The organism is Marinomonas sp. AWM4_232, from assembly GCF_056158325.1.
Window position 1 is genome coordinate 260,140 of sequence record NZ_JBSWTA010000001.1, and the last position, 24,708, is coordinate 284,847.

Annotated in this window: 19 protein-coding genes; 13 read left to right on the plus strand and 6 right to left on the minus strand. The window is 44.7% G+C overall.

Annotated elements, in window-relative coordinates; genetic code table 11:
• Positions 1-64: 64 nt before the first annotated feature.
• Complete coding sequence (locus tag ACXAC1_RS01215) at positions 65-808, minus strand: class I SAM-dependent methyltransferase (RefSeq protein WP_475057870.1); 744 nt, start codon at positions 806-808, stop codon at positions 65-67.
• Positions 809-845: 37 nt separating this feature from the next.
• Entirely contained in the window at positions 846-1,457 is a 612-nt protein-coding gene (locus ACXAC1_RS01220; RefSeq protein ID WP_475057873.1) for an HAD family hydrolase, read from the minus strand.
• Positions 1,458-1,600: 143 nt separating this feature from the next.
• Between ACXAC1_RS01220 and ACXAC1_RS01225 the strand changes: the two genes are divergently transcribed.
• The 4 genes from ACXAC1_RS01225 to ACXAC1_RS01240 all read left to right on the plus strand — a co-directional run bounded on the left by ACXAC1_RS01225 (position 1,601) and on the right by ACXAC1_RS01240 (position 6,515).
• Positions 1,601-2,194: a DUF4402 domain-containing protein gene (locus tag ACXAC1_RS01225; protein WP_475057875.1), complete on the plus strand. Its 594-nt coding sequence runs from the start codon at positions 1,601-1,603 to the stop codon at positions 2,192-2,194.
• 19 nt (positions 2,195-2,213) lie between these two features.
• Complete coding sequence (locus ACXAC1_RS01230) at positions 2,214-2,678, plus strand: DUF4402 domain-containing protein (protein WP_475057878.1); 465 nt, start codon at positions 2,214-2,216, stop codon at positions 2,676-2,678.
• A 205-nt stretch (positions 2,679-2,883) separates the two neighbouring features.
• On the plus strand, positions 2,884-3,534 hold the full coding sequence (locus ACXAC1_RS01235) for a hypothetical protein (RefSeq protein WP_475057880.1): 651 nt from the start codon (positions 2,884-2,886) through the stop codon (positions 3,532-3,534).
• 5 nt (positions 3,535-3,539) lie between these two features.
• Positions 3,540-6,515: an SPOR domain-containing protein gene (locus ACXAC1_RS01240; protein ID WP_475057882.1), complete on the plus strand. Its 2,976-nt coding sequence runs from the start codon at positions 3,540-3,542 to the stop codon at positions 6,513-6,515.
• 33 nt (positions 6,516-6,548) lie between these two features.
• Here ACXAC1_RS01240 and ACXAC1_RS01245 read toward each other — a convergent pair whose 3' ends face one another.
• Positions 6,549-7,271 carry an SPOR domain-containing protein gene (locus tag ACXAC1_RS01245; protein WP_475057885.1) on the minus strand — a complete coding sequence of 241 codons (723 nt, stop codon included), beginning with the start codon at positions 7,269-7,271 and terminating at the stop codon, positions 6,549-6,551.
• 27 nt (positions 7,272-7,298) lie between these two features.
• Complete coding sequence (locus tag ACXAC1_RS01250) at positions 7,299-7,724, minus strand: YqaA family protein (protein WP_475057887.1); 426 nt, start codon at positions 7,722-7,724, stop codon at positions 7,299-7,301.
• 244 nt (positions 7,725-7,968) lie between these two features.
• On the opposite strand from ACXAC1_RS01250, the gene ACXAC1_RS01255 reads away from it, so the two are divergent.
• Genes ACXAC1_RS01255 through ACXAC1_RS01275 form a run of 5 tightly spaced genes read left to right on the plus strand, consistent with a single transcriptional unit; the run spans position 7,969 to position 17,668 of the window.
• A complete protein-coding gene (locus ACXAC1_RS01255) occupies positions 7,969-11,103 on the plus strand; it encodes a phosphorylase b kinase regulatory subunit alpha/beta (protein WP_475057890.1) in 3,135 nt (1,044 codons plus the stop codon).
• A 21-nt stretch (positions 11,104-11,124) separates the two neighbouring features.
• On the plus strand, positions 11,125-13,293 hold the full coding sequence (gene glgB / locus ACXAC1_RS01260) for a 1,4-alpha-glucan branching protein GlgB (protein ID WP_475057893.1): 2,169 nt from the start codon (positions 11,125-11,127) through the stop codon (positions 13,291-13,293).
• A gap of 22 nt (positions 13,294-13,315) precedes the next feature.
• On the plus strand, positions 13,316-15,346 hold the full coding sequence (glgX, locus tag ACXAC1_RS01265) for a glycogen debranching protein GlgX (protein ID WP_475057895.1): 2,031 nt from the start codon (positions 13,316-13,318) through the stop codon (positions 15,344-15,346).
• Positions 15,347-15,401: 55 nt separating this feature from the next.
• Positions 15,402-16,673: a response regulator gene (locus tag ACXAC1_RS01270; RefSeq protein WP_475057897.1), complete on the plus strand. Its 1,272-nt coding sequence runs from the start codon at positions 15,402-15,404 to the stop codon at positions 16,671-16,673.
• Between the two features lie 23 nt (positions 16,674-16,696).
• A complete protein-coding gene (locus ACXAC1_RS01275) occupies positions 16,697-17,668 on the plus strand; it encodes a serine/threonine protein kinase (RefSeq protein WP_475057900.1) in 972 nt (323 codons plus the stop codon).
• On the opposite strand, the gene ACXAC1_RS01280 is transcribed toward ACXAC1_RS01275, so the two are convergent.
• Both ACXAC1_RS01280 and ACXAC1_RS01285 read right to left on the minus strand, forming a co-directional pair.
• On the minus strand, positions 17,665-18,027 hold the full coding sequence (locus tag ACXAC1_RS01280; protein ID WP_475057902.1) for a VOC family protein: 363 nt from the start codon (positions 18,025-18,027) through the stop codon (positions 17,665-17,667). The genes ACXAC1_RS01275 and ACXAC1_RS01280 overlap by 4 nt on opposite strands.
• 49 nt (positions 18,028-18,076) lie before the next feature.
• A complete protein-coding gene (locus ACXAC1_RS01285) occupies positions 18,077-18,355 on the minus strand; it encodes a GIY-YIG nuclease family protein (RefSeq protein WP_475057905.1) in 279 nt (92 codons plus the stop codon).
• 203 nt (positions 18,356-18,558) lie between these two features.
• Between ACXAC1_RS01285 and ACXAC1_RS01290 the strand changes: the two genes are divergently transcribed.
• From ACXAC1_RS01290 to ACXAC1_RS01305, 4 genes are all read left to right on the plus strand, one after another.
• Positions 18,559-19,938 carry a TolC family protein gene (locus tag ACXAC1_RS01290; RefSeq protein WP_475057907.1) on the plus strand — a complete coding sequence of 460 codons (1,380 nt, stop codon included), beginning with the start codon at positions 18,559-18,561 and terminating at the stop codon, positions 19,936-19,938.
• Entirely contained in the window at positions 19,935-21,107 is a 1,173-nt protein-coding gene (locus tag ACXAC1_RS01295) for an efflux RND transporter periplasmic adaptor subunit (protein ID WP_475057909.1), read from the plus strand. Before ACXAC1_RS01290 ends, ACXAC1_RS01295 begins: the two co-directional genes overlap by 4 nt.
• Entirely contained in the window at positions 21,104-24,262 is a 3,159-nt protein-coding gene (locus tag ACXAC1_RS01300; protein WP_475057912.1) for an efflux RND transporter permease subunit, read from the plus strand. The genes ACXAC1_RS01295 and ACXAC1_RS01300 overlap by 4 nt, the downstream gene beginning before the upstream one ends.
• Positions 24,263-24,444: 182 nt before the next feature.
• Complete coding sequence (locus tag ACXAC1_RS01305) at positions 24,445-24,705, plus strand: DUF4212 domain-containing protein (protein ID WP_133560436.1); 261 nt, start codon at positions 24,445-24,447, stop codon at positions 24,703-24,705.
• The last annotated feature ends 3 nt before the right edge of the window (positions 24,706-24,708 follow it).

Genomic DNA, 24,708 nt, shown 5'->3' on the forward strand with positions numbered 1-24,708 from the left:
AAAAACACTATATCGCTTGATCCGTGGCAGGGTATCCCACTTTAGTCTAACCCTCTGAAAACGCTCAGTTATCAAAGGTTCCTGCATACAAGAAGAATGGCAAGCGCGCGGGCACCTTTTCTAAAGGATTCTTCCAAATATACTCAATTTCTTTTTCTGCCTGCTTGATCATAAAGTCACCATGTTGTTCCATCATGATTTGTGAGGCGGACCAAGAACGCATAAAGGCAAATGCTTGTGACATGGTCCAATGACATTCTAGCTCAAATGAGGGTGTCTCAATCGCCGTGAAAGGAAACTCAACAGCGGTATATTGACCACGCAGCAAGGCTGTCTTTTCAGGCCAAAAGGGTTGCAGAATTGGCAGTAAATGCTGTTTGATGGCTTGATCGAGAGCATTGTCAAACTGTATCCAATTGTATCCCCAAATAAATAGCTTCCCATCAGGTTTCAACACACGTTTTACTTCCGCCCAAAAATGCTCTAAATCGAACCAATGCAGAGCGTGCGCCACACACACAGCATCAAAATGATTATCAGGAAAATTGGTTCTCTCAGAAGGTTGAACAGAATAATTAACTTTGCGGTGTGGCGTCGCCTTAGCAATTTGAGCTTCAGAAATATCCGTTGCTTCAACATGCTGAAAATAAGCCGCTAAATCAATCGATGCTTGGCCTGTTCCGCAAGCACAATCCCAAACTCGCTCAGTTTGTTTGACTTGGTGACTCAGCCAGTAATACAGCTCTGGTGGGTAAGTCGGCCTAACACGTGAATAATTAGCCGCCGAGGATGGGTCAAACGTACGCATATCTCTTCCAAACTGATTTGCACAAAAAGAATAGTATCTACCTAATTACTCCATATGTATAAAGGATTTCTTGTGCACTTGCGATCCCCTTGACCCGTTCGGCTTGTATTCCTTTTGTCAGCGCCCCTTCAACATTTACTTGGTTATCATCTAAAAATAAGATTTTATGAGGTTCAACACCTAATTCGTTGATCACATGATTAAAAACTTCACTATCAGGTTTCACGAGCCCCATTTGGTGTGAGGCAAAATAACTGTGAAATAAACCCGATAAGCCCATCTCATCCATCAATCTTCCCCAGTGCGCATCATTGGTATTGGACAACACTGCGCGATGGTAATGAGCCGGTATGCTTTGCACTAATTCAATCGCTCCCTGAAATAACCCTTTTGGCCAATTGATAAAGTTCTTAGTGAAGCTATTAGGGTCCATATCATGGCCGGTTTCTTTTAATAATCGCTCAACAAACACCGGCAACGGAATTTGGCCGCTGTCGAAGGCTTTCACCGATGGCGACTTAAGCCACATCTCCCAAAACTCTGACTCACTGCCCGCCTCAACTTGAAAGACCTTAGCGAAGTCTTCTTGTGTACCTAAGTCCACCAACACATTGCCTAGGTCAAACAGAACCACCTCTATTTTTGACATACTTCTATCACCTTCCTCTTTGTCGACTTCTACACTTAGCAAACAAGTTTTACATTTTGAGCTTTGTATTTACTAAAGATTTATCATTTAATGACGTTAAGAGGATATGAATATTTATATTTATATTTATATAAGAGGTTACTATGATGTCACTTAAGAAAAAATATTTGATCACTGGTATATCTGCATTATTGGCTAGCCATGCGCTGGCTTTAGAGACGTTAAACTCTAATGCTACAGTGACTGTAAATAATGCTTTCACTTTAGCGGAAAGTTCTGCAATGACATTCGGCACAATTCGAGCAACAGCTCATGTAGGTGGTACTAATACTGCTTCATTAACATTGCCCGCAGACGGTACCGCTGGAGCTGTTACAGCAGCGACTCCAGCTGATGCAAACATAGTTGTTATTAACCAAGGTACGCCTGCATCATTCTCAATAACTAATGCAGCTCCGTTTACAACGCTTACACTGACACTTCCTACCACCGCTATAACCCTAGCCACAGCAGGCGGAGATGCTGAGTTTACGGTTGATACTTTCAACGCCATTATAAGAGGGGGGCAAAATGATGGTGACGCTTATACCACTGGTACTCCTAATCTAAGAACAGATGCCTCGGGTGCTGTGAATTTCGATGTAGGTGCAACATTACATACTGACGCGAACTCTGCATCCTCTGATTATTTAGATGGTAGCTATTCGGGTAGTTATCAGGTGCAGGTTGATTACTAACTCGCCTCTCAAAATGAATATGCCATACTTAAAAAGTATATTCTGTACGACACTGCTATTATCTATTGCTGAAGTTAAGGGTGAAATCATTGAGCTCTCGCCCTTAACTTTCGGTTCAGTGGTTATTGCAGAAAACAACACCCAAGAACACATCACCTTAACCTACTCAGGAAATGTTATTCGAAGCAATGGCATTTATATTGTTACTCCCCCAACCGTCGGTCAGTTTCTATTAACCAACTACCCTAGTAATCAACAAGTTTTTATTTCTGGCAGAAGCATTCAAGCCAGAAGCAATAGCGATATTTATTCCGCAGATCAGTTTTCATTAACAGATGTAGATGTGCCTTCTGTACTCACAACTGATAACTCAGGTGCGGCAACGCTTTTTGTAGGCGGTACACTAGAAACATCAGGGTCTGGTGTAAATTCTTATCTAAACACACAATATAGAATTAGCTATCAAATATCAGTCAATTATTAAGGTCTTTATGCTTCAATCTAAAAGAGCTATTCCTTCCATAAAAGCTACAACACTCATCATTGCTTTTTTTCTATGCACGAATTCTTATGCTGATTTATTGATTTCTCCCACTCGAGTTTTTTTAGATGACAAAGCTAGAACCTTTGTAGTCAACTTGATAAATACAGGCAAACAAACTAGAAGCTATCGTGTAGAATGGAAGCAAATGGCCGCTCTACAACAGGGCGGCTACCGAGACCTAACAGAGAAAGAAAAAAGCCAATATTCAAGCCTTGAGCGATTTGTGAGAATCAGTCCAAAACAAGTTTCGCTTGCGCCGGGTGGACGACAAACAGTTAAGCTTCTTGTAAGGAAGCCAGGAGGGCTACCATCTGGAGAATATCGTTCCCATTTATCTTTTGTTGCACTTCCATCCGATAAAAGTGACTCAAAACAAAACGCTGGCAGCTCAATTAAATTGAATGTTTTGATGAGCTACACCATGCCTGTCATCTACCGCGTTGGCTCGGTTGTTGTGAACCCACAAATCACTGATATTTCTCTAGTTCATAAAAAAGAAACAGGTATTACCAATATCAAAGTCGACCTGTTCCACGATGATTTATTCAGTACACATGGCAGACTTATCGCTTATTGGACACCAGCAAATGGTCAACCTAGGCAAGTTGGCCTTTTAAACGGCTATAATTTTTACCCTGAGATCAAAAACGCTACTACGCAGTTCCCATGGAAAGACTTTAAACTTGAGCCTGGGACTTTAGAGGTACGTTATGAAGGTCAAGCAGAGTTCAGTGGTTTATTGCTTGCTCAAAAGACGCTGACGATTACGCAGCAAATGGTCGATTCCGTTAGGTAGTTTTTATGCGCAGTCTTTGCTTCGTATTACTTGCATCGTTAGCTGCGCAGCCTTTATACGCGAATGACGCCTTTGAACGCTTAAAAGCCAAATATAAAGCCTTACAAGACGGGAAGACAGCGTTACCGAGTTTGACTGAAGCAGTTACTACTGAGCCCCAACCAGCTGATAGCATTACCCAAGTCAGACGTTCTGAAGACTTATCCGGCACTATCCCCGCAGGTGAGGAACTGATTCTAGGTGTACAACTCGATAAGTTAGTTTTAGGACAAGTATTTGGTTTTAAAACCGAAGATGGTGCTAAGCTGAGCCTATTCGATATGACACAGGCCTTTGATTTCGCCATTGAAACAGACTTTGATAACGAGTCGGCTTCTGGTTGGATTCGTAACCCCAATAATACCTTTACGCTTACCCATCTTGAAGAAGGCACTTGGTCCGTCACCGCAAATGGACAGTCGTCCATTATTAGTTCAGAGAAGATCGATCTAGAAGACGATTTTTATATTGAACTCGATCTGTACGAGCAATGGTTTGATGTAGCGCTCAAGCCTGATTACGGCACGTTAACGCTTAACACTCAAAGCAATCGCCCTCTACCTATCGAAGAGAAACTAGCTCGTGAACAGCGCGCTAAAAATGCATACCGCACACGTAATGAAGCCCGTGCCCCGCTTCAAAAGCATGATTACCAGCCAATTTCAAAGCCACTACTGGATATCCAAGCATCAGTGAATGCCAGCGAAAACAGCGATACCAGTCATAATATTTCGGTATTAGGCTCTAATGATGTGGCTTACTTTAATACCCAGTATTACTTTGCTATCAACAATGAAAACGAGATTAACTCCGCGCGTATTTCCGGCAGTCGCTACTCTAACGATGCCGATCTATTGGGGTTTCTAAAGGCTACAACAATTGAGTTCGGTGATATTCGAACGACTCAAATAAACCCACTTCAGCGAAATAACACTTATTTAGGTGCTCGTTTTAGTAATACCCCTCTTTCCTATAATGGTGGCAACAGCATTAACTTGGTCGGCAATATTCAAGCTGGCTGGGATGTGGAGGTCTATCGAAACCAACTGTTGTTAACCAGCCAATTTAATGTCACAGACGGCCAATATGAGTTTCAAGATCTTCCCTTGGTATTTGGCTACAATGAAATAGAGTTAGTGTTTTACGGACCTCAGGGCCAAGTCAATCGCGAGAATCGCAGCTATTATGTCAGTTCAACCGGCCAATCAGCCGGAGAATTTGTGTACGACATTTCGTTTGTGGATGAAGGTGAACGCTTATTTGATCAAAATACCTTGAATGATAATGACAAAAATGGCCTCAGCACTCTGATTCGAGCTGACTATGGTGTTACGGACTGGTGGTCCTTAAGCATTGGCTCACAGATACATCACGAACAAGGCTTTGAACAATATGACGAACAGTCATTTGGCAGCGAAATTTCTCTGTTTGGCGAAGCATTATTATCCATCGACTCTCTTGAGCAAGATAATGGTGAATATGAGCGCCGTTATCAAATTGATACCAGCGTATGGGATCAATCACTAAGCTTTGTCCATAGAGAAAATCAGCGCACCGATGAAGACGACGATGAAATAAATATATTTGAGTCACAAGAGCTAAGACTATCTGGCGCTATTCCAAACCTGAACTTGTCCTATCAACAATCCATCGAGCAAATCACGCCAAATAATGATGACGAATACTTACGCCTGACTAATCAGATTGGTACGAGCATCGGTAACAGTTACTTGTCAAACCGTTTGTCATGGACTGATCGTGATGAAGGCGAAACAGCGGGTAACTGGCAAATTCAACGCTACGTAAACAATTTCTTTTGGCGATTTGGCAACGATTACAACATTTCACCAGAATTTGATATTGAGTCTTTTTTCACTGAGATCAGCGGTGATATGAGTGACAACACCAGTGGTCGCGTCAGGTTTATTTATGATCTGGAGAACGACTCCAGTGAAACGTCTCTGGTGGCTAGCTGGCAACCAAATGAATTCAGTCTGACTTCAAACGTCTCTTACAACGATCGAACTGGATGGCGAGCCTCACTCTTGGGGCGCGTTGGTATTGGCCTCACGCAAAACGACAGCCCTTTTTTCACGCGCATGCCTGTCTCGTCTCAAGGTACATTGTCGGCTCGTGTCTTTTTAGACAACAATAAAAATGGCCGCTTTGACTTAGGCGATCGACCACTGCCTAACGTAGAAGTGGAAACCTTACAAAGTTACCGCAAAGCCACCACTAATTCACAAGGGATCGCCGTACTCACTTCCCTACCAAGCTATCAGCAAACCGATATCGAGGTCGACTTAAGTCAACAGGAAGACGTGTATTTGATTAGGGCTGATCAAGGCGTTTCCATTGCGCCACGCCCTGGCTCAGTTCAAACACTAGACATTCCAGTCGTGCCTTCTTTGGAAATTGAAGGCTACGTGAAAGAACTACAACAAAACGGTAACTTAGCGAACAAAGCGCGTGTTCCACTATTATTGAAAGGCTCATCTGGCGCTATCATCAAAGAAGTGACCAGTGAGTTTGATGGTTATTTCTTGATAACTGAAATCATCCCAAAGCCCTACACATTAGAAATTGATCCAACCTATCTGCGTAACTTCAATTTCCAACAGGGAACAAAGATACAGCTTACGGGAAACGAGTCTGGTATTTTGGCAGAGCAAAATCTAATCTTGCGTAAAACGTTTGATGTACAGGGTTTCAGCGCCCAACTGGCACTATTTACTCAACTTGAGTCTTTACGTAGCTATTGGCGCATCCTCACCAAACGAATACCCAAACTGGCTCAATATCGTTACTTTTACAACCATACTGAGGCAGGCTATCGGCTCTTCGTTGGCTTTTCAGAAAGCAACGAAGAAGCCAATAAGATTTGTACGACATTAGCTCGTCTGGATATAGAGTGCACAGTTAAACAAATCACTCGCCGCTAATTTTTATACATATATTAGCGGCGTATACGCATATTATAAGGATAGAAAAGGCTCGCCTTTATAGCGAGTAACTAAACAATCCTGCTGCATTTGTTTAAGCATATTACAAAAATCAACACTGTAAGGTTTCTTTAGAAAAGGCCCTACAATCAGCTGGTAATACGTTTTGCCATTCACCTTATGTCGATTTATTAAAGGGGCGGTATCAGCAAACTCCTCAGCAAAATTCTGTGTAATGGTCTGCCAACCTTCGATTGCCTGCTTTTCTGAACCATAAGCAGCTAACTGGACACCATAGTACTGAGCATCAGATTTCGTATTCGCTCCACCCTGAAACTCTGCCGTTACCGCATTACTAGGCGGCGTTTGACGAAACGGTTTTTCTGGTCGCTCAACTGCGGCGGAGACGGGGGGAGTCTCTACCTTAGGCATGGTACTAATTTCCGCCAATGCGGCTGAAGGTAAAACCGGAGCTTGAGTTGCTTGCTGTTTAGCTTCTGCTTCGGGCGTCATTTCTGCCGTTAAACTTGCACTCGATTCTGGGACACTGTCTAGTGTTTCTACCAGCAGCTTTAAATCAGATTCAAGGGCAAGAATACGCTGAAGTTGTGGCTTCATGTCTTCCCATTCTTGTTGCTGTGTCTGCAATGCAGCTTGTAATTCAGCATTAGACATGGTGCCACTTTTCTCTTTGGTAATAGTACAACCGGATAAAACGACCATTCCGACAGCAACACACGTTAACTTCAGTCTCATACATCCCCCTATGTCCATTGAGACATATTACGATAACACCAAGGCACTTGTCCCTAAAACCAATACAGCATAACGTAACGATTTACCAATAAAGATCCATAAACAAGTCCCCCATCCGTTTAGTCTAGCCACACCTGCTGCCAAGCATATAGCATCCCCAACCACAGGTAGCCAACTCAACAACAAAGCAGGAAAGCCAAAACGCCTAACCCACGACTGCACTTGCTGCAGCCTTTTTTCTGGGACAGGAAACCAACGTTTATGTTGATAGCGTAATAAGTATTTACCAAGCCACCAATTGGTTAAACCGCCTAAGGTATTTCCAACACTAGCGGATAACCAAAACCAAACGGATTGCTCAGGCATTTGCCCCACAAGACCGAGCAACAGCACTTCTGAGCCAAGTGGCAATAATGTCGCAGCTAGGAAGGATACCACCAATAAACTGGCCAACTCTGGCCCAAGCTCTATCAGCAAATTATAGATAGCCGTTACCTTCTACTTTCTTGAAAATTGTCATTGTTGACCAGTGGAGACTCTCGTCAACCTAGTGTGAAACGTGATAATAATTAATTGTTCTCACATTTTATATTCATAATATATAAATAAGATGAGTCGACGACTCAGGCAAATTCGGGCATCAACAAGGCCTCAAAATTGCATGCGCATACTATCACACTAAAAAGGGATCTTTTTTATGCCGTTTGATATTACATCCGAGCTCAACTCCCTATACGAACACATTGATAAAGTCATCTTGTCGCGACAGCACCCAGTAACAGGGCTATTTCCTGCAAGTACTAGTATCAATAATCATGGTGACTACACTGATGCCTGGGTGCGCGATAACGTCTACTCCATTCAAGCGGTTTGGGCTCTTTATCTAGCTTATAAACGTGCTTCAAACCCAAACAATCGCGCTCATGAATTGGAGTATGCATGCATCAAAATGATGCGTGGCCTCTTGTTTGCCATGATGCGCCAGTCTCATAAAGTCGAGGTATTTAAAGACACCTTGGACCCCAAAGATGCTTTGCACGCAAAATACGATACGAAAACAGGCCTAGAAGTCGTCGCAGATGATGCTTGGGGGCATCTACAGATTGACGCCACAAGCCTGTTTTTACTGACCCTTGCACAAATGACGAAGTCAGGTAGCTCGCTGATTTATTCTCGAGATGAATTCAACTTTATCCAAAACCTGATTTACTACATTTCCAGAACCTACCGCACACCAGACTTTGGGATTTGGGAGCGAGGAAATAAAGTTAACAACGGTAAAGCGGAGATAAACGCCAGCTCTGTTGGCATGGCAAAGGCCGCACTAGAAGCCTTAGATGGGCTCAACTTGTTTGGAGAACAAGGTCCTGAATGGGCCGTTGTACACTCATTTGCTGACGCGGTCGCTAGAGCTGGCTCAGTACTCGAATCACTGCTACCAAAGGAATCACGCTCCAAAGAAGTAGATGGTGCCCTACTCAGCATCATTAGCTACCCAGCCTTTGCCGTAAATGATGAAAAGCTTAAACGCCGAACACGTCAAGAAATCTTGGACAAACTGGGTGGCACCTACGGCTGTAAGCGCTTCTTATTAGATGGACACCAAACCGTCTTGGAAGATCATAGTCGGATTTACTACGAATACGATGAGTTGATTAACTTTGAGCACATTGAATCTGAATGGCCACTGTTCTTCACGTATTTGTATATTGATCGCCTTTTCGCAAGAGACTGGGAAGGCGCCAATTATTATCGCTATCGCCTAGAAAGCTTAATGGTTGAAAAAGACGGTGAGCAGCTCTTGCCCGAGCTTTACTATGTGCCCGAAGAACACATTTTGGAAGAAAAAGCCGTCCCAGGAAGCCAGCCTAGAAAACCAAATGACAACCTACCACTAGTTTGGGCACAAAGTTTGTATTTAGTCGGCCGTATGTTGGACGATGAGTTGATCACAACCGATGATCTAGACCCATTAGGTTTACATAAAAAACAGCATATCCACCGCAAAGTGAATATCTCCATGGTGGTGCTAGCTAAGAACAGCAAAATCAAACAGCAACTTATTGACGCAGGCTGCCTATGCCAAACGGTTGACGAAATTGCGCCGATACAAGCGATCAGTTCAGAGCAGTTAATTGAACTCTACCGAAACGTCGGAGCGTCTTCTGCGCTGGGGCTAAGTGGACGTCCTAGCCGAGCCCTCAGCAGCTTAGCTAGCGCACAGCCTTTTGTTGTAAACGATCAAAAGTGCCTGTGTCTATCATGGTTCCAAAACGAAGATCGTGACTATCGCAAAACCGATCCCGCCCTATTTGAACAACATATCCGCAACGAACTTTCCGTTCTGTCGGGCAGTTGGTATTACCCGGCTAATGCCGTCTTTGCCATTCTGATTGACGAAGCATTAGCCGAAATGAAAGGGGCGTCTGATCTTTTTGAATTCATACGCAGCCTGCAAAACAAAGAACTCAGTGAATACCGAGTTATTCCACAATCGGCTAAAAATGCCTTCAAGTCAGGCAGTCGTCGAGTTATGAATTTCACCATGCCAAACGGGCATGAATTGGGTGCTCAACTGCCAGTATATGAGTCACCTTGGCCAATTTCAGAAGCTCAAGACAATCAAGTTTACGATTACAGTAGCTGGAGCATCAGTCAGCTTATTCAACATTTGCAGGAACAGCCTAGTCTAAGTGACGCAACTGAGATCCTTCTGCAGCTTGGTCGTCGCAATGCACTGCACGAGCACATACAGAAAACTAGCGGTGATGATATCAGCATCAAAACCGTATTGGACTCGGTATACACCAATGCACTCATTCACCGGAATTGGTACTGTGCTCGTCAGCTATACTCACTCATGCTTAAGCCCACCACAGACATGGCGACGCATACTGCTGAAATTACAGTTCGTCAACGGGTGCTAATACTTGGCAAACAGTCAGACAAACAAAGCCACATCACGACTCCACTGCATCATGATGAAGTCTTTAAAGTCATAGCACAGAGCTCTGAGTCTCTGCTCGCTCAAGTGGTTTACCATGAGCTCCTAGCCATCACAGGCACACTGATGAAAATTCATCCAGAGTACTTCGCTGGGGTGCGTACGATTCGCTTGCATAACCTCGGGCTACTGTGTGCACATAAATTCACAGAAGAAGACGATGACAGCAAGATCGACGTCATTCAAACCTTAGCGTCAAAATCACCTATGTCTCTTTATGAAACATTACGCAGTGTACTGGTTGAAAAACATAAAGAATTCACTCATGTAGTAGCCAGTGTGCGATACAACCACCGACTGGACACTAAAGATGGTCGATCTAAAGACATCGATTGGTTTGACTGGCGGACAGGCCAAGGACTGATTACGAAATTGCCTGAAGCCATGCTGCTACAGCTATGGGATAGCCTGAATCAAACCAATCGCATTGTTTTTGGCGACCTACAAAGTAATACCGTGCTAGAAAGCAAGAGCACATTAAGCTCCATGACACCTGGGGAAGACACTTTTGCCTTGTTAATTGAGTCTCTGACATCAGACATTTCCCCTAGTTGGTATAAGTGTCTGATCTTTGAAGGCCTCTATGCCTTTATTCAATTTTGTCAGAAACACCCTGAAGGCCACTTTATAGAAGAAATTAATTTACCGGTTTTGGTTTCCAAAGCGGCACTAGATCATGTAAAACAGTATAAGAATAATCACCCAGAGGTGGAAAACTATGACATGGCTCTGGATGAGTTTGCGCAATTAACGCCTAACAAAGTGAATCATTACTTCAGTTGGGCCGTCACAAAATTACACAGTCAGCAGCGCCATGCGCTCAAATAATTAGCTTGGTTGGAGATGTAAATGGATCTTCTGAACGACGTCATCAACGCTCGATGTTCCGACCCTTTTAAATGCCTAGGCCTAAAACCCAATGATAAAGGCGAATTAACGTTAACCGTTTGGCGTCCAGACGCGTCAAAAGTGGATGTCATAGCCATCGACAGCGATGATCTGATTGGTACTATGACTCAATCGGATACGGCTGGGGTATTCACCCTATTATGGCCCAAAAACGCCACCAAGCATCACTATCGGTTAACCATTCATTACGCGAACGAAAGCTATACCATCGTAGACCCTTATCAATTTTCGTTTGCAACGTTTTCTGATCCTGAGCACCATCGTGCTGCTTTGTATAAAAAAGAAGGGGCTTTGCTTCGCTCTGCGCAAGTCAGCGAATCACTTTCCATTTCAGGGACGCGATTTGCAGTTTATGCTCCAGCCGCACGCTCTGTCTCAGTGGTCGGGGATTTTAATAGTTGGGATGGTCGCTTACACCCTATGTCGAGCAATGGGGACGGTGTATGGCGTCTATTCATCCCTGATGTGGTGGCCGGCGCTCGCTATAAGTACGAGATTCGCGCACCCAATGGTGATGTATTACCTCACCGTACCGACCCTTTTGCTCAGACAATCGAGCAATTCCCATCCTTTGCAAGCGTTGTTTGTGAGCACGACTACCGTTGGCAAGACAGTGCTTGGACAAGCCGCAATGTAGAAGACGTTTACGAGCGCCCAATGTCGATTTATGAAGTGCATTTAGGGTCTTGGCGCAAACATCAGGATGGCAAGCCACTTTCCTACCTTGAGCTAATTGAACAACTTGTGCCTTACGTCACCGATATGGGATATACCCATGTCGAGCTATTACCTGTCATGGAATTCCCATTCGATGGTTCTTGGGGCTATCAGCCCATTGGCCTATTTGCCCCCACTTCCCGTTACGGCACTGCAGAAGAGTTTAAGCGCCTTGTCGACGCCTTCCACGAAGCAAACATCGGCGTCATTATGGATTGGGTACCGGCCCATTTCCCGACTGACAGCCACGGCTTGGCAAACTTTGACGGTTCTAAACAATACGAGTACCCAGATCCGAAAAAGGGCTGGCACACTGAATGGAATTCACTGATTTACGACTTTGGTAAAGAACATGTCGTGGATTACCTAATTAGCAATGCTAATTATTGGTTAGAAGAGTTTCATATCGATGGATTGCGAGTAGATGCTGTCGCCTCCATGTTATACCTCGATTACTCTCGCGAAGAAGGTGAATGGGTGCCAAATGTTGATGGTGGTAATCACAATTATGAAGCCATCGAGTTTCTGCGAAAATTAAATGAAACCATTTACCTCAACCACCCTCGATGCTTTACCGTTGCGGAAGAATCAACGGCTTTCCCAGGCGTTTCCAAACCAACCTATATGAATGGGCTGGGCTTCGGCTTCAAATGGAATATGGGGTGGATGAATGACAGCTTAGATTACATCAGTAAAGATCCCATCTACCGTCAGCATCACCAAGGCGACCTAACGTTCTCGATGGTTTACGCTTTTGACGAGCAGTTTATCTTGCCAATATCACATGATGAGGTGGTGCACGGCAAAGGATCCATGATTGCAAAAATGCCTGGGGACGCTTGGCAAAAGTTCGCCAATTTAAGAGCTTTTACCAGCTACATGTATTTCCATCCTGGCAAGAAGCTTAACTTTATGGGCAATGAGCTGGCACAAGGCCAAGAATGGAGTCATGAACGTTCTCTTGACTGGCATTTGCTAGATGTTGATTTTCATTTGGGCCAACAACGGGTCACAAAATCACTCAATCACCTCTATCGTAACGAGCCTGCGCTACATTTGGACCACTCCCCTTCAGGTTTTGAATGGATTAGTCATGATGACAGCACCAACTCAACTTTAGCGTTTGTTCGACGCGCTAAAGAATCCGCTGAGCATCTCATCGTACTTGTTAATTTCACCCCAACACCACATGCTGATTACAAAATTGGTACCCCTCAAACGGGCCGTTATGAATTAGTGTTTAACTCCGATGAGAATCAATATACCGGGAGCGGTTACCCTATCCATGGCAGCTATAAAACGAACTCAGAAGCTAGCCATGGTCGGGAGCAAAGTATCAAGGTTCAACTACCACCATTGAGTGTGATTGCGCTCAAATGGTTTGACAAATAAACACCAAAGAGAGGATTGAAGCATGGCAACTAGTTGGCAGACACGCAGTGGTACGCCCCTACCTCTGGGCGCGACCCCAACTGACTATGGTGTCAACTTTGCTGTCTTTTCAGAGCACGCAACCAAGCTTTACCTGTACCTTTATTCCGATGCAGGAGAAGAGCTAACCAGACTGGCTTTCCCCAATAAACATCGAGGAATCTGGCATATGGAAGTGGCTGATTTAAAAGTAGGTCAGCATTATGCACTCAGAGCCGACGGCCCATTTTCTCCTGAGCAAATGCATTTCTTTAATCCTCATAAACTGTTAATTGACCCGTACGCGAAACGTTTGAGTGAGCGCTTAGTCTTCCATGAAGAACAAGTTACTCAACAAGAAGATGGCACCCTAGATAACCGTGATTCAGGTAATGTAGTACCAAAATCTATTGTTTCTCATATCACTCCTTTAGAGCATAAACGCCCTAAGAGCCCAGAAACCTATCAGAGATCTTTATACGAATTGCATATTAAAGGCTTCTCGCAACAATTGGACATTGATCCGGCTCTTCAAGGCACCTATTTGGGAGCCTGCAGCACCCCAGCTATAGAGCATCTGCAGCAACTTGGTATCACCACCATTCAGTTAATGCCTTGTTTTGCCTTTGCTGATGAGGTGCACCTGCAACAAAAGGGATTGTCTAATTACTGGGGTTACAATCCCATTAACTTCTTCACTCCGGATCATCGCTACGCCATAGATGACCCCGTGACCGAGTTTCAAACCATGATCGCTACATTCCACGCAGCAGGGTTTGAAGTGATTCTTGACGTGGTCTACAACCACACCGCTGAAAGTGAGCTGCAACATGGCACAACGTGTTACAGAGGCTTAGATAACGCTGTCTATTATCGTCACAAGGACGGTATGTATTTGAACTACACAGGGTGCGGCAACTGTGTAAACACTTATCACCCAGCTAGCGTCAGACTGATCTGCGACAGCATGCGACATTGGGTGGAAATACTTGGTGTAGATGGTTTTCGTTTTGATTTAGGCGTTGATTTAGGCCGAGAGCAACACGACTTCTCACCCACTGCCCCTCTACTTCAAGCAATCTTACAAGATCCTATACTGAGTCAAACAACTTTGGTTATGGAACCCTGGGATATTGGCCCAAATGGCTACCAAGTAGGCCACTTCCCAAGAGGATTTCTAGAATGTAATGACAAGTATCGCGATACCGTGAGGCGTTTTTGGCGCGGAGATACATACACTGTTCCGGAATTCGCAACACGCTTAATGGGGTCTCGAGATGTGTTCCACAAAGGTCACAAATGTGCTCTACACTCAGTGAACTACATTACCTATCACGATGGCTACACGATGAAAGACTTAGTGTCTTATCATCGCCGTCATAACTTGGCCAATCTTGAGGACAACCGCGATGGCCATACTGATAACATCAGTCAAAACTTTGGTTTAGAAGGCGAAACGGACGACTTACGCATCCAGCAAGCTCGTATCAATCAACAGAAGTGCTTTCTTGCCACCCTATTTTTTAGCCAAGGTACGCCACACCTATTAGGCGGTGATGAACTCTCTCATTCACAGCTCGGTAACAACAATGCTTATTGCCAAGACAACGAGACCACATGGCTAAAATGGCCAAAAGAGAACTGTGAATCTGATTTTAGTCGCGTCATTTCTGAATTGATCGCGCTACGACAGCGGTTTCCAATTTTAGCCGAGGCATTTCTACCCGACGACCCTCTTTACCAACATAAGCAAAGTGATGAAGTATCTTGGTTTAATGAGTTTGGCCATCCTATGTCAAGCAGTGACTGGGATGACCCTGAACGTGACTTTATTGCATTACAATTAATAGAGTCACAAAGCCAAACCAGACTTTGGCTCGCTTTTTATCGAGAGGATCTTGCCCTCACTGTGGTACCACCTAATAGCTCTCACATTAAAAGCGTGCTATTTTCGACCGATGAAACAATTCAACTTTTTAAAAGCACTGTTGAATTATCAAAGCGCACAGTCCTTTTAGCCGAAATGAGTCACTAGGTTATTCAATGAGCTCAATTATTAGGATTTTAAAGTGCACGATGGAGACAATTTAGTGGCCGATGTAACTCTACCAAATTTTAAAAACCTTAACGAAAAGAAGTCTAATGCCGGTGAATCCGTTGCACACAAAAAAGTTCTGATTATTGAAGATATTGGCGAAATGAGACTGATGCTGAAGTCACTAATGAGTAGCTTAGGGTACTCTAAAATTGATATAGAGCCATCAGGTCAAGCTGGACTTAAACGCATCCTTGAAGGGAGATACGATATTGTATTATCAGACTTCAACTTAGGTGGCAGTATTGATGGTCAGCAACTACTAGAAGTTACTCGTAAGACTTATGCCCTAGATCACTCAACCATTTTCATGATGATCACCGCGGATACAGCTTATGAAGCGGTCGTTAGTGTTTTAGAGTATCAACCTGATAGCTATTTAGTGAAACCGTTTCCACCTGAGGCATTTGTTCGACGTTTAGGTCGCGTAATACAACAGAAAAAAGCATTCCATAATTTGAACCAAGCTCGACTCAATAAGGATTGGGATCAAGTTATTGAGGAAGCAAAATATATTATGTCGCAACATGCTCCTTACGCTGGCCTATGCTTAAAGTCTATTGGGGAAGCTTTGTTTGCGAAGGGAGAATACAAGCAAGCTAAAACACATTACATGCTCATCACCCAAAAGCATAAAAACCTTGCTTGGGCATATTTTGGTATAGCTCAATGCGAGATGAAGTTAGGTGCGACGGCCGCTGCCGCAAAAAACTTAGAGACGACCATCAATTTAAGTCGGCACTTTTTGTCTGCCTATGATTTACTAGCAGACGCGTGCGAAGAAATGGATAAGCTTGAAGAAGCGCAGAGTGCTTTACGCTCAGTATTAGAGGTCTCACCTAGATCAGCGGAGCGAAGTAAACGGCTCGGTGATATCAGTGCAAAGCTGAAGGATTGGTCGGCAGCTGAGCAAGCCTACGCACGAGTTATTCGTCTAAGCCGTGATACGATTAATGAAAACGTTGATATGTATTACGATCACTTACAGGCTATCACCAACTTAATAGCATCTGGTCACGAAGGCAGCAAAACGTTGAACGACAAATTTAAGCGTTCCCTAACACGGTTGCGAATCATTGGCAAAGCCAGCCCTGTGGCAGTCACAAACTCTTTCCGAATAGAAGTTCAGCAATATGTCACTCGTAATCACCTTGGTGAAGCAATAAAAACTTGGCAAAACTGGCATCGCCTTATTACACAGGGGAAAGCCTCTCCTCTAAGTGAAGCCCAAGAATACACACTTAAAAAACGACTCGGCCTCGTTTAAACTCAATCAGAATGAACACCACATTGAATCACTCAGATCATCCGTATAACGACTTATTACCAGACACTGTTATGGATGCAGTGGAAGCGCAAGGCTTCTACTGCGACCATCGCCTATACCCTCTTAATAGCTATGAAAACCGCGTTTACCAAGTAGGCGTTGAAGACCATACGCCATTAATTGCAAAGTTTTATCGACCTGGTCGTTGGCAACAAGATCAAATCCAAGCTGAGCACGATGCATTGTTGCAGCTAAAAGAGGCTGGAGTTTCCGTGGCGGCGCCCATTGTCGTCAATGATCAGACACTCTTTCACCACAATGGCTTTGATTACTCCCTCACCAACAAATTGATCGGGGATGTGCCTGAAGCGGGGAACCTTGATCATCTCTACCAAATAGGTGAATTGATCGGGGCCATACACAAGGCATCAACAAGCTGGTCATTGCCAGAAAGACCTTATGCATCAAACCTGTCACGCATTGAGCGAGCAAGCCAGCAACTCCTAAAAGACTCTTGCTTCCCAACATCATTGCAAACAGAGTATGTGAAAACAATTGAGCAATTGCTGCTTGTATCAAAGCGAACCCTAGAAAAATCCAATCAAAACAATGTTCGCTTCATTCATGGGGATTGCCATCGTAGCAACCTGATTTTAAGCGAAGGCTTGATGACAGCCCTGGATTTTGATGACTGTCGTATGGGGTATGCAGTTCAAGATATCTGGATGCATCTTAGCGACGAAAATGAACGCCAAGCACAACTCAGTGAACTCATTGAAGGTTATGAGAGTTTTTGCGCATTTGATACACGGGAACTGGAACTGATCGATGTTCTCATTGCCGAAAGAACGATTGTATACACCGCTTGGATCGCTGAACGTTGGAGCGACCCAGCATTCCCAAAACTGTTTCCACACTTTACTGGAAAAGCTTACTGGGATCAGCATCTTGCAGACTTAATTAGGATCTTAGATAACTGGGGAAACTGGCGCTAATCATCTTGTTTAAAGCTTTTTACCGCAATCAAATTACGATCAAGGTCATGCATTAAAAACATCACAAACGTACCTTGATCTTTTGGTGGCTCCAGCAGCTCGACTTGTAACGACTGGAAATGCTCGGACAGGGTCTCTGGTGGCAGCATAGTTAACAAAACAATATGCGACGCCCCCTCTAAAGCATGATGTCGAAGTTCTTCCCCAATGTTTTGCAGCCATATTGTTTGCTCTTCGAAACGCACACCTTTGCAGCTGCCCTCTGTGATCGGCTCCATGTTAAATACAGTCTTGTAAAATGCCTGTGATCGAACCACATCCGCGACAGTTAACACCATGCCATCAAATCGTTTAATCATTGCCAATCCCTTTACTTTCGCTTAATCAGGATTTCCTCTATCACCTAACTTAAGATTGAGTCAGGACTAAATCGGGAAACGCCTCAAATAACGTAATCTGCCCCGATACAATGCGATCTTTCATCGCGCGAGGCAAGCGCTTTATTCTGTATTCCACCTTGAGCGCTAGCTCTTTACTCAAGCCTGTGTGTTGCCATACTAAGGTTAAAGGGTGTTTACCTCGTAAGTAGCGGGCACACTTCTTCCCACCACTAGCGTGCTCAGCGAAACGCCTCGCCACATCGGTGCTGACACCGGTATACAAGGTTTCACTTTGCGTTTCGATCATGTAAACCGCCCATGATGACATCGTGGTAAATACCCTCAAATGATTTATTTCACACGCCTAACTTGCAACAAAAAGCCAATATAATAGTAGGTTAAAAACACGCCCCATGAGACTATGTAAATCTATGCAAAGAGCATAGTTATTGTGTTTGTTTCCTTTAAAATTTCCAGTAATTTTAACGACTTATTTATGGATGATCTACGATGATTCCTTCGAGAGTCCTCTCCATCACTGTCTTTACAGCGGTTGCAATCATAATCACGGGGTGCAGCTCAACGGCGGATAATCAAGCAAGTTATTACCAGACCGCTGAGACGTCACTGCAGCAAGAAAACCAACGTGTATTCGGTGAATCAACGGCGCAACAATCCGATGCCATAGACTTAGCTGATTTAATCCCTGATGAGAATTTAAAAACGCTTATTAACAATGCCTTAGCAGGCAACCCTAGCCTTCAGCAAACGTTACTTTCTCTGAAGGCCAGTGAGTTAGGATTGGTTAACACTCATGCTGATCGCTTACCCAGTGCTAGCGCCAGTCTATCAACCAGCCGCTCTGAGGGCAGCAATACAGAGTTTTCCTTGAGCAGCAGTGTTAGCTGGCAGCTGGATATTTGGTCACAATTGGCGGATGCAGAACAGGCTGCAACTAAGAGTTATCAAAGCGATGTAGCGCTCTTTCGGGCCGCACAAGCCTCTTTGGTTGCCAGTGTCATGAAAAGCTGGTTAGAGCTAGTGTCTAGCTATCGAGCCATCGTCATTGAAGAAAAAAGATTGGCTCTACTGGAAACAAATGAAGCATTAATCATTCAACGTTTTCGTAACGGTTTAGGCACACTCGAAAGTCTAGACGAGGCACAAACGTCTACATCTAAATCACGCTCCGATTTAGCAGAATATAAGGAAACCCTTGCCAGCAATAAACGAGCATTGCAATTACTGCTCGGCGAACAACAAAGCTCTATTAAAAATTACCCCACGGAATACCCGGATGTTTGGCTTGATTTAAGCGCTCTACCCCAGCAAGACCTCGCGTTACGCCCTGATTTACAAGCCGCCTATCTCGCCATCGAAGCAGCCGATTACAGCGCCAGCGTTGCCTATAAAGAAATGTTGCCATCGCTCAACCTAAGCGCCTCACTAAGCGACAGTAGCACATCTTTACGGGATGCATTGTTCGTTTCTCCAGTTTGGTCATTATTAGGACAACTTAGCGCCCCTATATTTCAAGCAGGTACATTAAAAGCCAATCATGAGATAGCCAAATTAGAAGTCGCACAGTCTTACCAAAGTTACCGTGAGACACTACTTAACGCCGTCAATGAAGTCCAAGACGCCATAGGCCAAGAAAAGGTTCTCAATACTCAACAGCAACACATCCAAAAAGCGTTGACCAGTGCCCGCAGTAACCGTCAGCAATATGAACAAAAGTATCGCTCTGGGCTCGTCGAACTCAGTGATTTGATCTCAGCTCAGCAAGCCGTCTTCGACCTCGAAGCAGAACTGGATACCTTACAGTATCAACAACTCAGCAATCGTGTTGATTTGGGCCTCGCCCTAGGATTAGGAAGCAGCAACACATGAAACGATTTTTACCTTGGATAACCTTTGGCCTAGCACTACTGTGCCTCTTGGCTGCCTATCTTTATGTCAGTTCCGCCATGAGCGCCAAAAATGAAACGTTTAGTCGTCAGCGCCCTACCGCTCAAGAAACAGCGCTCGACGTCACCGTGGTTACAGTTCAAGCTTCTGACCATGCAGCAGAGATTCGCGCTGTGGGTGTTGCAGAGCCCAAGCAGAACCTCACCTTATCCTCACAGGTAAGTGGCGAAGTCGTTTCACTAAATCGTGAATTTGAAGAAGGCAATCGAGTTCGTAAGGGACAAGTACTTGTTTCACTTGCAAACACAAACCTTGTATCAGAGCTGGCCAGTGCAGAAAATACTTTGGCCGCTGCACAGCTGACTCTGAAAGAGGAGCAACGTCAAGCAGAGCAGTCCAATACCGAATGGCAAGCCGCGGGGCTCACTGGAGAGCCAGCCTCAGATTTGGTGTTGCGTGAGCCTCAGTTGGCTGCCGCTGAAGCAGAAGTCGCTGCGGCAAAAGCCGCTTTGGCTGAAGCCAAAGACAATGTCCAGAAACTGACGATTCGTGCTCCTTTCGATGCAATCGTGGTCAGTAAAGATATTTCATTAGGATCTTACCTTAGCAGCAACACCCAAGTGGCAACCCTCTATAGTACGGACAAAGTAAAGATTGAGCTTGAGCTCAGTAGCAGCGACTGGCAGAAGCTGCCATCATCAGACAGCATGATAAAGAACCAATGGCCAGCAAACATTACTGGCGTTAACGAGCCTCAGAAAAAGTGGCAAGGCTATGTGGATCAAGCCGGTATGCATATCGACAGTGAATCAGGGCTACGCAGCCTATTCGTTGCGGTAGACCAACCATTGCAGCAATCTCCCCCTCTTCTTCCAGGGAGCTACGTAACCGTTACCTTAGCTGGTGACTTACTGGCAGACTTATGGCAATTACCAAACTCAGCACTCAGCCAGAAAAGCCAAATCTGGTATCTAACAGATGAGCAAAGGCTGGCTAATTTTGATGCAACACCGGTTTTTGTTGATCGCGAGTATGTGTACATCAAGGCCCCAGAAAACCTTCGACAAGCACCGCAGCGAGTTTTGACACACCCTTACAATAGCTATTTGACCGGTACACTCGCTAACCCACAAGAGACTGTTAGCCAATGAACCCAGAGCAAGCACGCGGCATCATTCCTTGGTTCGCTAACAACCCGGTTGCAGCAAACCTTTTACTCGTTCTGATCATCGCACTAGGTGTCATTAATATGAATGACATTAATCGCGAGGCCTTTCCGAGCCAAGAGCCGGACGAAGTCACCGTCTCCATTAGTTACGACAGCGGTTCTGCTCAAGCCACCGAAGAAGGGGTCGCCATTCCTATGGAACAGGCCCTTGAAGATGTTTTAGGGATTGATACGCTCACTATCTCTTCGACTTCAAGTAAGGCTTCCGCTGAAATTGAAATGCAAGCAGGTTATGACATTGATGAGTTGCTACAAGATGTCAAAGACAGCCTCGATCAAGTAACGTCTTTTCCGGATGAAGCGGATCCTCCAGTGGTGGCAAAAGAGACTCGCCAAGAGCACGCCATCATGATTCAGCTGTTTGGCGATACCGACCGCCGCTCACTGCAAGCGCTTAGCAAAGACTTAGAGTCTGATCTACTTGATAAGAGCAATATCAATTCGGTTTCCATTTCAGGCTGGCTGGATCCAACGATCATGATCGAAGTGGATAAGGATAAGCTAGAAGCCTACGGGTTAACTCTAGATGACATCACCAGCGCCATTAATAGTGAGTCGAGTCCGTCTCAAGTCGCTACATTAAGAAACGAAGATATTTACCTGCATGTCAGAGCGTCTGAGCAAGCCTATGTGAAACAGGATTTTGCCCAAATACCGATACGCACTACCAGTACTGGTGCTGTCTTAACGCTTGGCGACCTAGCAAATATCATTGACGGTTTTGACGATGATGACTTTACCTTATCTCGCTTCAATGGTCGCAGCAGTTTGGCGGTACAGGTCATTACAACGGGCCAAGATGACATCAGTAAATCGGCCGAAGCCGCCAAAGAGGTTGTAAGGGAATGGCAAGAAAGCGGCCGTCTACCACAAGGGGTTGAAATCGAAACCTGGTATGACCGTAGCGAGTCCATCAACGATCGACTGTCGCTAATGGTGAAAAATGCCATCACGGGGATTGTGCTCGTGTTTATCATGTTAGCGATTTTTCTAAACCTGACGGTGGCCTTTTGGGTCGCTCTGGGGTTGCCGTTTATTTTCTTTGGTACCATGTTTGTGATGGGGCTCGACAGCGTCGGGTTAACTCTAAACATGTTCACCACCTTTGGCTTTATCATGGCATTAGGCATTGTCGTCGATGATGCCGTTGTGATCGGTGAAAGTGTTTACAGTGTTCGCTCAAAAGAAGGCGATACTCTTGCGAATACCATAAAAGGTACATTGCGAGTGGCCATCCCTACCCTGTTTGGTGTATTCACGACTGTGGCAGCCTTTTGGGCCTTATCCAATATTGATGGTCGATTAGGCCATCAATATGCCCAATTTGCTGCGGTTGTAACCATTTGCCTAGTGTTATCGGTGATTGAATCCAAGCTGATCCTGCCAGCACATTTAGCTCACCTAAACACCCAGCGAAAAGCTCGAAAAAATTGGTTAGCACGAGGCTGGGGCGCTATTCAGCACTGTGCTGATTTTGCTTTGCAGTGGTTCAATAACCGTATCTACGCAGGCACCATTAGATACGCCATTCAGCATCGTTATGCCGTGATTGTTGCCTTTATCGTGCTGTTTTTATTAGTGGTCTCGATGCCACTAACGGGAGCGATCCGTATCAGTTTCTTCCCTAATATTCCAGGCGATACCATTCGTGCGAGCTTGAGTATGCACAGCGATGTGAGTTATGGACAAACCCACAAAGCATTGACACTGCTTGAAGAGACTGCTCGGGCAACCGATAAAAAGCTGTTAAATGGTAGCGATGCTCAAGGTATAGAACATCTTCAAGTGACCGCAAGCGGTGATCAATCAGGCAGTCTACGTATTGAATTAGCGTCCTCAGCACCATACAGCGCCAATGATTTTGCTCAAACTTGGCAACGTCTTGCAGGAACGCCAGAAGGCGTTAGCAGTCTTCGCATTCGAAGTGCAAGAGAGTCTATTGACGCTCTAAGAGTTGAGCTACGAGGCTCTGATAACACTGTTCTTGATGGTGCTATGGATACTTTTATCGGCAAGTTAGGGGCCGTCTCGGCTGTTCGAGGCATTGAGTTGAGTAACTCTTCGACAGAGTCTCGACTCGTCTTGAAACTGAATGATCAAGGCCGCGCTCTAGGACTTTCAACCAATGAACTTGCTTCACAAATCAAAGGCAACTTTGACGGAGAAGTGGTACAAAAGTATCAACGCGACAGTGCGGAAATTGAGGTCAGAATTGGCTATCCGGACAGTCAACAAGAAAGCCCTGCTAACATTCTGAATACGCTGATTACATTAACCGATGGCACCAGGGTTCCGCTATCATCAGTGGCCTTACTCACTCAAGAAGATGCTCAAACACGCATCACTCGAATTGATGGCAAACGCTCGGTCTACTTATCAGCGGAAGTGGATAAAGATCAGATGTCTTCCACTGAAGTCGTTGAGTATCTGAAGAGCGCTATTGAACCCGAAATGAATAAACGCTTCCCTTCAGTGGATTTATATTACTCTGGTGAAGCAGAAGAGCGAGAAGAAACCGAATCGTCGATGATCAAGATGTTTGCCATCGCCATGCTGGTGATATATGGCTTATTAGCGATTCCATTAAAGTCGTACAGCCAACCAGTCATCATCATGATGGCCATCCCATTTGGTATTGTCGGAGCACTCTTAGGCCACTGGTTTAACGGTATCGCCTTAGGTATTTTCTCCCTGAACGGCATCATCGCTTTATCCGGAGTTGTAGTGAATGACAGTCTCTTGCTGACCTCCCGCTTTAACGAGTTAAGACAGGAAACCAAGCATTTACACAAAGCCATCAGTGAGGCATGTCAAAGCCGCTTAAGAGCCGTCTTATTGACGTCTATTACCACGTTTGCTGGGCTTATCCCTATTCTTTGGGAAACCTCTAGACAAGCTCAGGTCATGATTCCAGCTGCGGTCTCATTAGCTTACGGTATTCTGTTTGCCACGCTGATCACCCTAATATTGATTCCCGTTCTGCTAATGGCACAAGAAGACATTAAGTACCTTATTAAACGCGTGAAGGCGTATGTAAACGACGACAATACTGAGCTGGTTAGCAAAACGTTCGATTAGTTTTTGAGTATTTTAACTGACCTCAACGAAACAGCGCCGCCTCGAAAGGGACCGGCGCTTTTTTAGGCCTCTAACAAGCCTAATTTGATGTTTTTTGCACTCTTCGACTAAAGTCTCAATTCTTCTTTATAAGCGCACTGCTACATTCAATGTGCAAATAAAAATAACAAAGGAGATCGACAATGTCTGATCACACGGAAAACCAAGAAAACTATTGGAAGGCGAATGTTAGATTGATTTTCGGCTGCTTAATCGTATGGGCCTTAGTGTCTTACGGTTTCGGCATTTTACTTCGTCCAATGCTTGCAGGAATCGAAGTCGGGGGGACTGATTTAGGCTTCTGGTTTGCACAACAAGGCTCAATCATCAGCTTTATTGGCCTGGTGTTTTTCTACGCATGGCGTATGAATGCACTGGATAAAGAATTTGGACTTGAGGAGTAATCA

Bases quoted from the DNA above. Each gene is read 5' to 3' on its own strand.
- glgB (WP_475057893.1), top strand. From the start codon at position 11,125: ATGGATCTTCTGAACGACGTCATCAACGCTCGATGTTCCGACCCTTTT.
- glgX (WP_475057895.1), top strand. From the start codon at position 13,316: ATGGCAACTAGTTGGCAGACACGCAGTGGTACGCCCCTACCTCTGGGC.
- ACXAC1_RS01245 (WP_475057885.1), bottom strand. From the start codon at position 7,271: ATGAGACTGAAGTTAACGTGTGTTGCTGTCGGAATGGTCGTTTTATCC.
- ACXAC1_RS01290 (WP_475057907.1), top strand. From the start codon at position 18,559: ATGATTCCTTCGAGAGTCCTCTCCATCACTGTCTTTACAGCGGTTGCA.
- ACXAC1_RS01300 (WP_475057912.1), top strand. From the start codon at position 21,104: ATGAACCCAGAGCAAGCACGCGGCATCATTCCTTGGTTCGCTAACAAC.
- ACXAC1_RS01295 (WP_475057909.1), top strand. From the start codon at position 19,935: ATGAAACGATTTTTACCTTGGATAACCTTTGGCCTAGCACTACTGTGC.
- ACXAC1_RS01235 (WP_475057880.1), top strand. From the start codon at position 2,884: ATGGCCGCTCTACAACAGGGCGGCTACCGAGACCTAACAGAGAAAGAA.
- ACXAC1_RS01215 (WP_475057870.1), bottom strand. From the start codon at position 808: ATGCGTACGTTTGACCCATCCTCGGCGGCTAATTATTCACGTGTTAGG.
- ACXAC1_RS01280 (WP_475057902.1), bottom strand. From the start codon at position 18,027: ATGATTAAACGATTTGATGGCATGGTGTTAACTGTCGCGGATGTGGTT.
- ACXAC1_RS01285 (WP_475057905.1), bottom strand. From the start codon at position 18,355: ATGATCGAAACGCAAAGTGAAACCTTGTATACCGGTGTCAGCACCGAT.
- ACXAC1_RS01240 (WP_475057882.1), top strand. From the start codon at position 3,540: ATGCGCAGTCTTTGCTTCGTATTACTTGCATCGTTAGCTGCGCAGCCT.
- ACXAC1_RS01255 (WP_475057890.1), top strand. From the start codon at position 7,969: ATGCCGTTTGATATTACATCCGAGCTCAACTCCCTATACGAACACATT.
- ACXAC1_RS01305 (WP_133560436.1), top strand. From the start codon at position 24,445: ATGTCTGATCACACGGAAAACCAAGAAAACTATTGGAAGGCGAATGTT.
- ACXAC1_RS01225 (WP_475057875.1), top strand. From the start codon at position 1,601: ATGATGTCACTTAAGAAAAAATATTTGATCACTGGTATATCTGCATTA.
- ACXAC1_RS01220 (WP_475057873.1), bottom strand. From the start codon at position 1,457: ATGTCAAAAATAGAGGTGGTTCTGTTTGACCTAGGCAATGTGTTGGTG.
- ACXAC1_RS01230 (WP_475057878.1), top strand. From the start codon at position 2,214: ATGCCATACTTAAAAAGTATATTCTGTACGACACTGCTATTATCTATT.